11 protein-coding genes are annotated in these 14359 nt (G+C 67.9%); 4 read left to right on the top strand and 7 right to left on the bottom strand.

Annotated elements, in window-relative coordinates; translation table 11 throughout:
* Window positions 1–101: 101 nt before the first annotated feature.
* Together clpB and ACOZBP_RS15435 are read right to left on the bottom strand one after the other, a co-directional pair.
* Window positions 102–2690: an ATP-dependent chaperone ClpB gene (gene clpB / locus ACOZBP_RS15440; protein ID WP_422677209.1), complete on the bottom strand. Its 2589-nt coding sequence runs from the start codon at window positions 2688–2690 to the stop codon at window positions 102–104.
* 184 nt (window positions 2691–2874) lie between these two features.
* Window positions 2875–5175, bottom strand: a complete 2301-nt coding sequence (locus tag ACOZBP_RS15435) for a TonB-dependent receptor domain-containing protein (RefSeq protein ID WP_422677208.1) — start codon at window positions 5173–5175, stop codon at window positions 2875–2877.
* 62 nt (window positions 5176–5237) lie between these two features.
* Here ACOZBP_RS15435 and ACOZBP_RS15430 point away from each other — a divergent pair, with 62 nt between their 5' ends.
* The 3 genes from ACOZBP_RS15430 (at window position 5238) to ACOZBP_RS15420 (ending at window position 9386) form a co-directional block, all read left to right on the top strand.
* Window positions 5238–7238, top strand: coding sequence for a BCCT family transporter (locus tag ACOZBP_RS15430; protein WP_422677207.1), 2001 nt, complete (start codon window positions 5238–5240; stop codon window positions 7236–7238).
* 191 nt (window positions 7239–7429) lie between these two features.
* Window positions 7430–9082 (top strand): serine hydrolase, encoded by a 1653-nt coding sequence (locus tag ACOZBP_RS15425; protein ID WP_422677206.1) that lies wholly within the window; start codon window positions 7430–7432, stop codon window positions 9080–9082.
* A gap of 70 nt (window positions 9083–9152) precedes the next feature.
* Window positions 9153–9386 carry a DUF6894 family protein gene (locus tag ACOZBP_RS15420; RefSeq protein WP_422677205.1) on the top strand — a complete coding sequence of 78 codons (234 nt, stop codon included), beginning with the start codon at window positions 9153–9155 and terminating at the stop codon, window positions 9384–9386.
* Here the strand turns inward: ACOZBP_RS15420 and ACOZBP_RS15415 are convergent.
* On the bottom strand, window positions 9383–9583 hold the full coding sequence (locus ACOZBP_RS15415) for a hypothetical protein (protein WP_422677204.1): 201 nt from the start codon (window positions 9581–9583) through the stop codon (window positions 9383–9385). The genes ACOZBP_RS15420 and ACOZBP_RS15415 overlap by 4 nt on opposite strands.
* A gap of 166 nt (window positions 9584–9749) precedes the next feature.
* On the opposite strand from ACOZBP_RS15415, the gene ACOZBP_RS15410 reads away from it, so the two are divergent.
* Window positions 9750–10469 carry a Crp/Fnr family transcriptional regulator gene (locus ACOZBP_RS15410; RefSeq protein WP_422677203.1) on the top strand — a complete coding sequence of 240 codons (720 nt, stop codon included), beginning with the start codon at window positions 9750–9752 and terminating at the stop codon, window positions 10467–10469.
* Between the two features lie 4 nt (window positions 10470–10473).
* On the opposite strand, the gene ACOZBP_RS15405 is transcribed toward ACOZBP_RS15410, so the two are convergent.
* The 4 genes from ACOZBP_RS15405 to ACOZBP_RS15390 form a co-directional block, all read right to left on the bottom strand.
* On the bottom strand, window positions 10474–10878 hold the full coding sequence (locus tag ACOZBP_RS15405; protein ID WP_422677202.1) for a hypothetical protein: 405 nt from the start codon (window positions 10876–10878) through the stop codon (window positions 10474–10476).
* 75 nt (window positions 10879–10953) lie between these two features.
* On the bottom strand, window positions 10954–11676 hold the full coding sequence (locus tag ACOZBP_RS15400) for a DUF4893 domain-containing protein (RefSeq protein ID WP_422677201.1): 723 nt from the start codon (window positions 11674–11676) through the stop codon (window positions 10954–10956).
* 74 nt (window positions 11677–11750) lie between these two features.
* The gene (locus tag ACOZBP_RS15395) at window positions 11751–13124 is read right to left on the bottom strand and encodes a hybrid sensor histidine kinase/response regulator (protein WP_422677200.1); all 1374 of its coding nucleotides are present in this window, start codon (window positions 13122–13124) and stop codon (window positions 11751–11753) included.
* An 82-nt stretch (window positions 13125–13206) separates the two neighbouring features.
* Entirely contained in the window at window positions 13207–14217 is a 1011-nt protein-coding gene (locus tag ACOZBP_RS15390) for a DUF4167 domain-containing protein (protein ID WP_422677199.1), read from the bottom strand.
* Window positions 14218–14359: the final 142 nt, after the last annotated feature.

The following is a 14359-nucleotide window of genomic DNA, read 5'->3' as shown; positions in this document are numbered from 1 at the left end:
TAGTGAGTGCGGCGCAACCGATAGAACGTTGTTTTGGAGAGATCAAACGCCGTAGGCCCCGATCCCGGAGCGCTAGTGCGCCCCGGGATGGCATTAACGCCCTAATGCACCCGCGCCTTCCCGATCTCCAGCCCATCCGTCCCCGCTGACACGGCCACCACGCTGCCGTCCTCGATCTCGCCGGCCAGGAGTTTCTTGGCCATGGGGTCGACCAGTTCTTTCTGGATGACGCGTTTCAGGGGGCGGGCGCCGTAGACGGGGTCGTAGCCCTTGTCGGCGAGCCAGTTGAGGGCGCTGTCGTCCAGGGCCAGGGTCAGGCGACGGTCGGCCATCAGCTTTTCGAGGCGGGCCAGCTGGATGCGGACGATGCCGCCCATCTGTTCGCGGCCAAGGCGGTGGAACAGGATGATCTCGTCGATGCGGTTCAGGAACTCGGGCCGGAAGTGGGCGCGGACCTGTTCCATGACCAGGGGGCGGACGGCCTCGACATCCTCGCCCTCGGGCTGGTCGGCCAAGTACTGGCTGCCCAGGTTGGAGGTCATGATGATCAGGGTGTTCTTGAAGTCGATGGTGCGGCCTTGCCCATCGGTCAGGCGACCGTCGTCCAGCACCTGCAACAGCACGTTGAAGACGTCGGGGTGGGCCTTTTCGACCTCGTCGAACAGGATGACCTGATAGGGGCGACGGCGCACGGCCTCGGTCAGGGCGCCGCCCTCGTCATAGCCGACATAGCCGGGAGGGGCGCCGATCAGGCGGCTGACCGAGTGCTTCTCCATGTATTCGGACATGTCGATGCGGGTGATGGCGTTGTCGTCGTCGAACAGATAGCCGGCCAGGGCCTTGGTCAGCTCGGTCTTGCCCACGCCCGTCGGGCCGAGGAAGAGGAAGCTGCCCAGCGGCTTATTGGGGTCGTTCAGCCCGGCGCGGGCGCGGCGCACGGCGTCGGACACGGCTTCCAGCGCCTCGTCCTGACCGACCACGCGGCGGCCCAGTTCGTCCTCCATCTTGAGCAGCTTCTCGCGCTCGCCTTCCAGCATCTTGTCGACGGGGACGCCGGTCCAGCGGCTGACGACGGCGGCGATCTGCTCCGCGTCGACGACCTCGGGGGTCAGGGGGCCTTCGGCGGGTTTTTCGGCGGCTTCGGCGTCGGCCAGCTGGCGTTCCAGCTGCGGGATCTGGCCGTAGGCGATCTCTGAGGCGCGGCCGAGGTCCCCGGCGCGTTGGGCGGCGGCCAGTTCAGCGCGCAGGCGGTCCAGGGTCTCGCGCAGTTGCGCCCCCTGGCCGACCTTGGCCTTTTCCGACTTCCAGCGGGCGGTCATGTCGTCGGACTGGCCTTGCAGGTCGTCGATCTCGTCTTCCAGCTTCTCCAGACGCAGGACCGAGGCGTTGTCGGTCTCCTTCTTCAGAGCCTCGCGCTCGATCTTCAGCTGGACCAGGCGGCGGTCGATTTCGTCCAAAGCCTCGGGCTTGGAATCCACGGCCATGCGGACGCGGCTGGCGGCCTCGTCGATCAGGTCGATGGCCTTGTCGGGCAGGAAGCGGTCGGTGATGTAGCGGTTCGACAGGGTGGCGGCGGCGACGATGGCGCTGTCCGAGATGCGCACCCCGTGGTGGACCTCGTACTTCTCTTTCAGGCCGCGCAGGATCGACACCGTGTCCTCGACGGTGGGTTCGGCGACGAAGACCGGCTGGAAGCGACGGGCCAGGGCCGCGTCCTTCTCGACGTGTTTGCGGTACTCGTCCAGCGTGGTGGCGCCGACGCAGTGCAGCTCGCCGCGCGCCAGAGCCGGCTTCAGCAGGTTGGAGGCGTCCATAGCCCCGTCGCCCTTGCCGGCGCCGACCAGGGTGTGCATTTCGTCGATGAAGAGGACGATGCCGCCCTCGGCCTGGGCCACCTCGTTCAGCACGGCTTTCAGCCGCTCCTCGAACTCGCCGCGGTATTTGGCGCCCGCGATCAGGCTGCCCATGTCGAGCGACAGGACCTTCTTGTCCTTCAGGCTTTCAGGCACGTCGCCGTTGACGATCCTCAATGCGAGGCCTTCGACGATGGCGGTCTTGCCGACGCCGGGTTCGCCGATCAGGACGGGGTTGTTCTTGGTGCGACGGGCCAGGACCTGGATGGTGCGGCGGATCTCCTCGTCGCGGCCGATGACGGGGTCGACCTTGCCGTCGCGCGCGGCCTCGGTCAGGTCGCGGGCGTAGCGTTTCAGGGCGTCGTAAGAGTCCTCGGCCCCGGCGCTGTCGGCGGTCTTGCCCTTGCGCATTTCGGCGACGGCTTCATCCAGCTTCTTGGGCGTGACGCCGGCGGATTTCAGCGCCTCGGCGGCGGCCCCGCCCTCCTTGGCGATGGCGGCCAGCAGGCGTTCGGTGGTGACGAAGGCGTCCCCGCCCTTTTTCGAGGCCTCCTCGGCGGCGCTGAAGACGCGGGCGGTGTCGCCGTCCAGATAGAGCTGGCCCGAGCCGCCCTCGACCTGAGCCCGCTTCTTCAGCAGACCCTCGGTGACCAGTTCGACGGCGGAGGGATCGCCGCCGGCCTGATCGATCAGCTTGCGGGCCAGACCGTCGCGTTCCTCCAGCAGCACCTTCAGCAGGTGCTCGGGCGCGAACTGCTGGTGCCGCCGGGCGAGCGCCAGCGACTGGGCGGATTGGACGGCCTGTTTGGCGCGGTCGGAATAGAGGTCGAGATTCACGGTGCAGTCCCCTCGGAAGGCGGAATTCCATCAAGACGCCCTTCTGCGAAGCGACGCCCTGCCTTGTGTCAAACGAGGTGGGTGTGGCCGATGGGACACGCAAGCCCCAGACCCGTGATTGATGAGACCCGCGATTGATGAGGCCCGCCGTCCGGGCCTAGCCTGGGGGTCGGAGGCCTGAAGGTCAGCCCCCGGTCGGGCCGGTCGAGAAGTCGAACTGGGGCTCCGGCTTGCGCGGACCGCCGCCGAAGGACCAGGTCAGGCCCAGGTAGAAGGCGCGCAGGTTGATGTCCTGCTCGACCCTTTCCCGGAACAGGGGCGCGTCATAGGTGGTCGCGCCGCCGAACGAGTTGAGAATGTCCCGGGCCGTGAACTGCAGCGACAGCGTATCATTCAGTTTGCGACGATAGCCGAGGTTCAACATGCCGCCGCTCTCGCGCGTCCCCTGGGCCAGCAGTTGGTCGCCCTGCCAGAAGCCGGAGATCTGGACGAAGTCCTTCGGCGTCGCCTGCCAGTTGAGGCTGACGCGTCCGGTAAGCATGTCGCCCTCGCGGTCGCGCCCGCCCACGATGCCCGACGCGGCGATCTCCTGACGGAAGGCGTTGATGCTGGCGTTGTAGCGCAGCGTCGGGTGCAGGCGGCCGCTGGCGGTCAGCTCGACGCCAAGGTCGCGCCGCGCGCCGAGGTTCTCGGGGCGGGTCAGCAGGACTCCGCCGGCGATATCGGTGGCGACCTCGGTGAAGGCCTTGGTGGTGTCGCGGTAGTAGGCGGTGGCCTGATAGAAGCTCTGGCCGCGCCGCATCTGCCACATGGCCTCGAAGCTGTCCGTCTCCTGAGGCTCCAGATTCGGGTTGCCCGAGCGAAGGTTCAGGGGATCGCTATAGGAGATGAAGGGGTTGAGCTGGGTCGGTTGCGGCCGCTGGATGCGGCGCGAATAGCTGGCCCGCAGCGTCTGCGTATCCGTCAGCTTGTACTGAAGGTGGCCGGTCGGATAGGCGCGGAAATAGTCCTGCGAGGCGCGCACGGCGTTGGTCACGTCCTCGACCTCGATCTCGGCCTGTTCCAGACGCAGGCCGAACTGGGCCGACAGCTTCTCGCCGAAAGGGCGTTCATAGGTGGCGTAGAGGGCGTGGACCGTCTGCTCGGCCTCGAACCGGTTGCTGAGGCCAGGCGCCAGAACCAGGTCGCTTTCGGACGGGCCCCGGTACAGGGCGACCTCCTGATCCGGGCGGTTGATGTTCATCTCATAGCCGGCGCGCAGCTTGGACCCGTCCTCCATGGGGCGGGTGTAGGCGCTGGTGAAGCCGATCGTTTCCTGGGCGTTCTGCTGCGTCTGGTCTTCGTACACGCTCGGCGAGACGGGGATCGAGAAGACGTTGACGTTCAGCGAGGCGTTCTCGTTGTCATTGCGGTCGTAGCGCAGTTCGTTGGACCATTCATGACCCGACGTATCGAACTGGTGCAGCACGCGGGCGGTGGCGCCCCAGCCGTCCATGCTGAACCCGCCGACGCCGTCACGGGTATAGGCGCTGGTCAGGACGCCGGCCGCGTTGCGGGTTTCGAACAATCCCCCGGCCTCGGCGTCGGCTTCGAAACGGTTGCCGCGCAGTTCGCCGGTCAGCATGGTCTTGTCGGTCAGGCGATATTCGGCCGAAAGCCGCCCGAAAGCGCCCTTCTGGATCATGTCATTCTGCTGGACCGTGGTGGTCGTGGAGGTGACCGCGCCGGTGAGCGGGTTGAGCTGTTCCCGCAGCCTGTCGAAGGCGAAATTCTGATCGTCATAGCGATAGCTCAGGTCGCCGGTCAGGGTCAGCTTGCCACGCTGGCGCGAGCCGCTGACCCCCGCGTTCCACCGACCATTGTCGCCGACGTTGACCCGCAAGGAACCGGTGGTGACGGTCGCATCCGGGGACGCGGCCGCGGCGCCGCGCGCAGCGGCCGGAATCGGCTTGGTGATCAGGTTGATCACGCCGCCGGAGCCTTCGGGGCTGTAGGCGGCGGAAGGATTGGTCATGACCTCGATCCGCGCATAACGGTCGGCGGGCAGTTGCAGGATGGCGTCGGCCCGGTTGGGCCCGGACAGGATGGCCGAAGGACGCCCGTCGACCAGGATGGTGACATTGCCGTCGCCGCGCAGGGAGACATTGCCCTGGGGATCGACATCGACCGAGGGAACATTGCGCAGGGCCTCGGCCAGACTGCCGGTCGTCGCCTGAAGATCGTCGGCCAGGCTGTAGCTGATGGAATCGATGGAGGTCCGCACGTCGTTGGCGCGGGCGGTGACGACGACGTCGCCCACGGTCGCCGGCTGATCCTTGTCCTCGACAGCCTGCGGCGTCGGCTGGACAGGCGCCGTCTGGACTGGCGAGGTCTGGACCTGTTGAGCCGTCGCCGGAGGCGCGGAGGACGCCGCCTGGGCGAGAGCGGCCCCGGTCGGCAGGGCCAGAACAACGCCGAGAAGCGGTGCGAACTTGTGTTTCGACATGGTCTGGTCCCCGGCGCGGACGTCCCTCAACGCCCTTCAGCTGCGGCGACTATCAGCGCGCCGTGACAGACCCCAGTTACATCTTCTTCATGCGGGTGACCGGTCTGTGGCCGCCTGGTGGAACCTTAAGCGTCGCCGTGCGCTTGGGGCCCATGCTGACGACCAAGATGAACCCCCGTGTCTTCTGGGGGGCCAGCGCCATCGCGGGCGCCCTGCTGTCGCTCGCCCTGATCGCGCCCTCGACCTCCGACCTGATTTTCGGCGCGGCCCAGGCCTGGGTGATCGAGACCTTCGGCTGGTTCTATGTGGCCGTGGTGGCGGGCTTCCTGCTGTTCGTCACCGTTCTGGCGGTCGGACCGACCGGGCGCCTGAAGCTGGGGCCGGACGACGCCGAGCCGGACTTCCCCTATGTCTCCTGGCTGGCCATGCTGTTCGCGGCGGGCATGGGCATCGGCCTGATGTATTTCGCCGTGGCCGAGCCGGTGCAGCACTATATCGCCCCGCCTGAGGCGGCGCCCGGCACGGTCGACGCCGCGCGCGAGGCCATGGTCATCACCTATACCCACTGGGGCGTCCACGCCTGGGCCATCTATGCCGTGGTGGGGCTGAGCCTGGCCTATTTCGCCCACCGCAAGGGCCTGCCGCTGACCATGCGGTCGGGGCTCTACCCCCTGCTGGGCAGGCGCATCAACGGGCCGATCGGCGACGCGGTCGACATCTTCGCCATCTGCGGCACCCTGTTCGGCATCGCCACCTCCCTGGGGCTGGGCGTGGCGCAGATCACCTCGGGACTGAACTATGTGACGGGCCTGCCGAACACGGTGACGGTGCAGATCGGCCTGATCGTCGTGGTCATGGGCGCGGCGACGATCTCGGTGCTCACCGGCGTGGACAAGGGGGTGCGACGTCTGTCCGAGCTGAACCTGGTCCTGGCCGTCTGCCTGATGCTGTTCGTGCTGGCGGTAGGACCCACCCTCTTCCTGCTGCAGGCCTATGTGCAGAATTTCGGCCTCTATCTGGACCACTTCTTCGTCCGCACCTTCACCCTCTACGCCTATGAGCCGCGGGCCTGGATGGCCGACTGGACCCTGTTCTACTGGGCCTGGTGGATCGCCTGGTCGCCGTTTGTCGGCATGTTCATCGCCCGCATCTCGCGCGGGCGGACGGTGCGCGAGTTCATCATCGGCGTCTTGCTGGTGCCGACCGCCTTCACCTTCCTGTGGATGACGGTCTTCGGCAACTCGGCCATGGCCCTGGACCTGGGCGTGGCGGGCGGCGCGATTTCGGACGCGGTGCAGGCCGACCTGTCGACGGCCCTGTTCCACTTCCTGGAGTATCTGCCGGGCACGGCCGTCACCGCGACCCTGGCGGTGGCCCTGGTCGCGGTCTTCTTCGTCACCTCGGCGGATTCCGGCTCTCTGGTGATCGACACCCTGGCCTCGGGCGGGGCCGAGGAGACGCCGCGCTGGCAGAGGGTCTACTGGTGCGGGCTTCTGGGACTGACGGCGGCCCTGCTGCTGCTGGCGGGGGGTCTGGGCGCGCTTCAGGCCGCGACCCTTGTGGCGGCCCTGCCGTTCGCCGTCATCATGATCCTGCTGGCCTTCGGACTGGCGCGACAGATGGACGCCGACCTGAAGGGCGAGGCGGTCGAGACCGAGGCCCCGCCCATCGGCGAACGCCTGAAACGCATCTTCGCCCCCGCCAGCCGCAAGGACATCGCCCGCCAGATCGAGCGTCAGGGTGCCCCCGCCCTGGTCGAGGTGCGCGACGCCCTGGTCGAGGGCGGGCTGGAGAACAGCCGGGTCGAGATGGACGAGACCGGCGTCTGGCTGGTGGTGGAACACGCCAACGGCCGCGACTTCCTATATCGCATCGGCGCCCGCTCGCGGCCCCTGCCGGCCCTGACCGCGCTGGAGGCGCCTGAGGGCCGCCGCGCGCTGGAATGGCGCATGACGGCCCAGACGGGCGACGGCACGCGCGCCCGCGACCTGACCGGCTTCACCCGCACCCAGATTGTCGCCGACGTGCTGGAGCATCTGCAAAGGTGGCGGCAGGCGGCGTAACCCCAAATTTCTGCTCCCCGACGCCGGGGTCCAGTGAGAGCGGCTTCGGCGCCATGGCCTCTCGTCACGGAGCTTGAAGCCAAAGCTTTGGATCCCGGCGTCCGCCGGGCTGAGTGGTTGTGGAGGGATCGCCCCTTGGCCCCAGGGACGCAGGACGCTAGCGTCGCGGTTCTGTGTTCCGGAGTTTGCCCATGTCCATCCGCCTGTCGCGTCGTGCGGCGCTGATTTCCTCCGCCGTCGCCGCCACGGGCGCGGCCCTGCCGACCGCCGGATGGGCCCAGACCCGCGCCGACACGCGCACCGACGAGGAGATCGCCGCCGCCGCCGACGCCTGGGTGCAGCGCTGCATGGCCGCCTGGCCCGAGCAGCCCGCCGTGTCCCTGGCCCTGGTGCGTGAGGGCAAGACGGTCCTGGCCAAGGGCTATGGCGTGCGCCGTCAGGGCAAGGCCGAGCCCGCCGACGAACACACCCTGTTCGCCATCGCCTCCAACTCCAAGAACGTCACCGCCGCCTGCCTGGCCATCCTGGTCGACGAGGGCAAGGTGAAGTGGGACGAGCCGATCAGGACCTATCTGCCGGGCTTCACCCTGTCGGACCCGATGGTGGGCGAGCGCATCACGGTGCGCGACACCCTGAGCCACCGCGCCGGGTTCGGCCTGGGCGCCGGGGACCTGCTGTTCTGGCCCAACAGCGACCGGACCCGCGCCGAGGTCCTGGCCCAGGCCGCCTTCGTGCCCATCGCGGACGGGTTCCGCGAAGACTACCACTACTGCAACCTGATGTTCGTGGTGGCGGGCGCGGTGATCGAGAAGGTGTCCGGCCTGTCGTGGGAGGACTTCGTCCAGACCCGCATCTTCGACAAGGTCGGCATGAGCGAGAGCGTGCCTCTGGCCCGTCTGGCCGACCCGAAGAAGAGCGCCCTGCCCCACGGTCGCGTCGGCCCGCCGCTGCGCTATCAGGGACCGATGGCCCAGATCGCGGAGTCCATCGTCGAGGTGTGGAACTGGGATTCGGCGGCGGCGGCGGGCGGCATCTGCGCCAGCGCCCACGACTGGGCCAAGTGGATCGCCGTGCGCCTGAACGACGGCAAGCTGGCCGATGGAACGCGCCTGTTCTCCGAAGCCGCCGCGCGCGAGATGTACAAGCCCAACATCATCGTCTCCTCCTCGGCCGGGCCGACGGCGGAACTGCCCAACCGGGCCGTGGCCTCGACCTACGCCATGGGCTTGCAGGTGCAGGACTATCGCGGCGAGCGTCTGGCCACCCACGGCGGCGGCTCGCCCGGCGGCATCTCGGCCACGGTGCTGATCCCCGGCCGCAAGATCGGCTTTAGCGTCTTCACCAACGCCGAGGAGAGCTTCCTGCTGCGCGCCCTGCGCTCGGGCCTGTCGGACATCGTCATGAACCAGGTCGACGTCGACTGGATCGCTGATTCGAAGAAGCGCGAGGCCGAGGGGACCGAGAAGTCTCTGAAGGCAGCCGTCGAGATCGACGCCAAACAGGCGGCGGGCGCCCCGCCGTCCATGCCGCTGGACGCCTATGTCGGGACCTGGCGCGACCCCTGGTACGGCGACATCGTCATCGAGCAGAAGACCGAGGGGCGCGGCCGCAACCGCAAGTCCGGCCTGTGGCTGCGCTTCACCCACACCCCGGCGCTGCAGGGCTGGCTGGAGCCCTATGACGGCGAGACCTTCCGCACGCGATTCCCTGACAAGCGCGAAGAGGACGCCTTCATCACCTTCAGCATTCTGACGACCAAGCCGGCGACGGCGACGCTGAAGGGCGTCTCGCCCGACATCGACTTCTCCTACGACTATCAGGACCTGCGGCTGACGCGGGTCTGACCTTTTGCGACACGAGTGAACAAAACCCGGCGCGGGGCTCTTAGATGGCAGGCCACACAGGAGCCCCCGCTTGCCGCGCTACTTCTTTCACACCGAAAACGGCCATCTGATCCCTGACGACCAGGGCCAGGAGCTGGCCAGTCTGGACGCCGCCCACGCCGTCGCCCTGGACACCATGGGCGAAATTCTGCGCTATCAGGGGCGCGCCTTCTGGAAGACCCGACAGTTCCGCGTCATCGTTACGGACGACAATCAGGCCGAGGTCGTCAGACTGACCACCTGCGCCAGCCCGTCCGCGACCTAGGCCTTGGTCATGCCGGACGTTTCCAGGAGAAAGACCAGTCGGTCGCCGTCCAGCACCTCGACGCGATGCACCTGCGGCCATTCGGCCAGAACCGGCGTCAGACAGGCCGAAATCTCGTCATCACGCGGACAATCGACATGCCTGATCTGCGGCACCTGGCCTTCGCGTACAGTGATCAGGCAAAGATAGGTGGTCATGCATGCGGCATCCGTGCGCGGAAGCCGCGCCTCGACAACCTAAGCCGTTCAAAATCCGTCGCATTCACATATGTAAGTTCGTGAGGCGTCAAAGTCCGCCAATGGATACGGCAACGCTTGCACGCTTCAGGCATTGCCTCCTTCGCTGAATCTCCGGGCCCACACCATGACCAACGCCCTTATCGAAAAACTGTCGCGGCGGGACACGGTCTCGCCCGACGAGATCACCGCCCTGGCGGAGGTGCTTGATCCCCCGCGCCGGGTCGAGGCCAATGTCGATATCGTGCTGGAGCACGCCGTCACCGAGCACAGCATCCTGTTGCTGGCCGGCTTCACGGCCCGATACTCCACCCTGTCCGACGGACGGCGGCAGATCACCGAGATCAACGTCGCCGGCGACTTCGTCGATCTGCACAGCCTGCTGATGAAGCAGATGGATCACGGCGTGGTCACGCTGACCCCCTGTGTCATCTCGCATGCCCCGCACAACCGTCTGCGCAAGCTGACCGAGGAGCACGGGCATCTGACGCGGCTGCTCTGGCTCGACACCATCATCGACGCGGCCATCCACCGTCAGTGGCTGGTGGCCATGGGGCGGCGCAGCGGACTGGGGCATCTTTCGCATCTGGTCTGCGAACTGTTCACCCGGCTCAGCGCAGTCGGCCTGACCCACGGCCAGAGCTTCGACATGCCCTTGACCCAGACGGTTCTGGGCGACGCCCTGGGCCTGTCGACGGTCCATGTGAACCGGCTGATCTCCGAGCTTCGCCGCGAGGGCCTGGTCCGCTGGACCAACCCTCGCGTGGATATTCTGGACTGGCCGCGCCTGGCCCAGATCGCCGAGTTCGACCCCACCTATCTCAGGCTGCACGCAGAGCCGGTCTAGCGGTTTAGCGCGCTGGGGGACGCTGGCCGGCCTCGAGGATGGGCATGCCGGCTTCGGTGGGAATGTAGATGGTCTGGCGGCCTTCCTTGCCGGCGGTTTCCTGCAACATATTGATGTAGGACCAGCGCAGATAGGCCTCGGGGCCGCCCAGGGCCTGGGCCATGATGCGGTTGGCCTCGTTGGCGCCCTTGGCGCGTTCGATCTCGGCGGCGGCGGTCAGCTTGGCCGAGTCCAGCGCAGCCTGGGCCTCCAGCACGCGGATGCGACGGTTCTGCACCGCCTCCTCATAGGCCGCCTTTCCCGCCATCTGCTTGGAATAGACGTTGTAGGTCGGGAAACCGACCAGGACGGCGGCGATCAGAACGCCGACAGCGATGACCGACCCGATAGTGAACCCGATGCCGCGCACGAGCGCCTCCCCTGAAATCTGAACAGGCGTCAGGGTGGACGCCGGCCATGCGGCCGGTCAAGGCCGCACGGCGGATCAGCGCCGCGCGGACGTTGGCGGCGCCGGGACCAGTTCAATCAGATCGAGGTTGGATTCATTGGCCGGCCAGGGGATGGCCAGACGCCAGCGGCGCTCGCCAATGCGCTCGACCACGGCCACCATGTCGCGATCCGGCCGTTGGCCATAGGAGCGGGCGGCGGGTTCAGAGGCCAGGGCCATCGAGCCGAGGAAGATCATGTGGCGATCATTCTCGGGGAACAACAGGCCGCTGGGCCTTTGCGAGCCGGTAAGCTTGGAGAATTTCAGTCCCGCCGCGGTCTGCTCGATACGGCAGGCGAACCAGCCGTAGACCACATAGCCCAAGCCCTCGTCCCCGCCCTGCGAGCCCAGCTTGACTGTGCGGCAGCGGTAGGTCCCGACCGGCGGCGTCACCGACGGGCGGGCGGCGTCCGGGTCGATCAGCTCGCCCAGGCTGGCCAGACTGCCAGACCCCGGCTGTCGCCTGGCCTGTTGCAGCGCCAGGGTCCATGCGGCGTCAAGACGCTGATAGCGATCGCGATCGGCGGCGGTGATGACGCCGCGCCAGTCGCTGAGCACGCCCGCGGTCGGGGCGTCGGGCGTCACAGCGGGGGGTGGAGGCGGCGGCGGCGGGGGCGTCGTGGCGCAGCCCGCCAGCAGCAGCGTCGCCAGAAGGCCCGGGATCAGACCCCGAGCAACCCTCGCCCTGAAAGACGAAACGCCGGCCGACGAACGTGACATGGGCTCTCCCTAGCACAGGGTCGAAAAGCCCCACTTCTTTAGGAAGCTCTCTCGACGCCCCGCGTCAACCCCGACTAGATCGCACGTCGTTCGTCCAAACGACGGCGAGCGGCGTCGAGGCCGAGGACCGCGACATCCGGGCCCGGCGTCAACGCGCGTGACAGGGCCTCGACCAGGGCCGGAATCTGCAGCGGCTTGGTCAGGTATTCGACGAAGCCAGCCTCACGTCCGCGCCGAATATCAGCCAGGGCGGCGCGGGCCGACAGGGCCAGCACCGGCACGCCGCGCGTCAGCGGATCCTCGGCCAGCCGAGCCCTGACCTCGAACCCGTCCATGCCGGGCAGGTTGACATCGAGGATGATCACGTCGGGCTTCAGGTCGCGCGCCAGGGTCAGCCCCTCCGCTCCGGTCTCGGCCACATGCAGCTGAATGCGCCCCAGGGCCGTGATCACATGACGCATCAGGGTGATGTTCGAAGGATTGTCCTCGACATAGAGCAGGGTCGCCGAAGGCAGGCTGGTCGCGGGAACCGGCGAGGCCGTCAGGGTGCGCGGCGTTTCCGAAGCGTTCGGCAACCGGACGGTGAAGACAGCGCCTTCCCCCTCCCCGCTTTCGGCGTCCAGTTGTCCGCCCATGGCCTCGATCAGACGCCGCGCCACCGCCAGCCCCAGACCCGCGCCCGGCACGTCGGAGGCCTCCCGACCCAGACGATTGAAGGGTTGGAACAGGCCTTCAAGACGGTCGGCGGGCAGACCCGGCCCCGTGTCCTGAACGCGAAGGCTGACGCCCTCGGTCGACTGCCCCGCCTCGATCAGCACCGCGCCGCCGGGACGGTTGTACTTGACGGCGTTGGCGACCAGCGCGGTCAGCACCTGACGCAGGCGCTCGCGGTCGGCGCGGGCGGCCAGACCCGCCACGGACGGGGGTTCCCGCAGTTCGATTCCAGCCGCCTCGGCCATGGGCCGAATGCCCTCGCAGACCTGCCGCGCAATCAACAGCGGATCGACCCGCTCGACCGTCAGCGCCAGACGCCCGCCCTCGATGTCGGCAAGGTTCAGCACCTCGTCGACCAGGGTCAGCAGTCGAGCGCCGGCGACGCGGATCTGCTCGACCGCCTGATGCTGGCGATGAGTGAGCGGCTCGTGAGCTTCATTCATCCGCATCAGATCGGCAAAGCCGATGACGGCGTTCAGCGGGGTGCGGAGTTCATGGCTCATACTGGCCAGGAATTCGGACTTGGCCCGGTGCGCCGCCTCGACATGGGCGGCCTGACCTTCGGCGGCGGTCAGGGCCGCTTGCAACTCCCGGGCGCGCTGCTCGGCGCGCGCCTCGAGCGTGGCGTTCAACCGCCGCAGGATCGCCCCCTCGCGCCTTGCCCTTATCGCAAGCCGCAACCCCGCCCCACAGCCGGACAGGGCCAGGGCAACCACCACCAGAACGAGTTCCATCGCACGTCCTCCCGATGCCTCGAGAGTGACGACTATAGATTGCGGTTATGTAAATATGCGCGCTAGAGTTGCACGCGACCGATCATCCCTCGTCGGCGGCGGGCTCGGCCTTGCGACGCGGGGCGCGACGCTTGGGCGCCGGAGCCTCTTCCACAGCCTCGTCCGAAGACGACGCCGAGGGGCGGGTCAGGAAGCCCGGCAGGCCCATGCCGTCGCTGACTTCTCCTTCGGCCGGAACGTCGGCGACCGGCGAGCGGTCGGCGCGTGGACGGCGCGGGGCGCGGGCGGGACGAGCATCGGTGTCCTCGACCTCGACGGCTGGCGTACTGACCGGCGCGTCCTCCGCCCCCGCCTCAGGAACATATTCAGCCTCGGACAGGGCGCGCGCCTCGTCTTCAGGCGTGGCCTCGCCGTTCTCGAAGCGGCGGTTGCGTTCCTCGCGTCGCCGTTCCCAGCGCTCGCGGCGGGTCTCGCGACGCCCGCCCTCGCGGGTCTCGCCCTCGGCGCGGGGTTCGCCCTGTTGTTGCTCACGCGGTTCGCGCGGTTCGCGCTCGGCGCGGGGCTCGCGGGGTTCACGATCCCGGTCGCGGTTGTTGTCGCGATCCCGATAATTGTCGCGGTCGCGGTTGTTGAAGTCGCGGTCGCGGTTGGCTTCGCGTTCGGCGCGCTCGGCCTGGCGGCGGGCGTCGTCGTCGATCTTCTGTTGCTCGGCCTGGGCGGCGGCGATGATGGCGGCGGCCTGGGCGCCCGACTCGTCTTCGAAGTCGATGTCGAAGCCCTGACCGGCCAGTTCGCGCTGGGCGATCTCGCTGACCGGACGCTGGGGCTGCAGGGCGCGCAGGACGCGGAAATAGTGTTCGGCGTGCTGGGTGTAGTTCTCGGCCAGCACCCGGTCGCCGGCAGCCGAGGCGTCGCGCGCCAGCTGCATGTAGCGCTCATAGACCGTCTGGGCGTTGCCGCGGACCTTGATGTTCTCAGGGCCCTGCGAGTCCCACGACCGGTTCGGATTGGTGGCGTTGGCGTTGTTGCCGCCGCCGCTGCCGGGCTTCCGGTTGCGTCCGCGCTGACGCTTCATGCCCTTGAAATCTCTCATCGGAGCTTACCGTGCTGGTGCGGGCCGCCGTCGGTTAAGGACGGGCAGGACCCAGTTCGTCGTTCCGTTCGGTCGGGGCCAATCCCCGTATCGATGTGCTCGGAAAACCGTTCGTCGCCCTGTGGTCCGCCAAGCTGACCAG

Source organism: Brevundimonas sp. NPDC058933, from assembly GCF_049315965.1.
GTDB lineage: Bacteria > Pseudomonadota > Alphaproteobacteria > Caulobacterales > Caulobacteraceae > Brevundimonas.
Note: the sequence above shows the minus strand (reverse complement) of the source record. Positions and strands in the feature narration are given on the sequence as shown.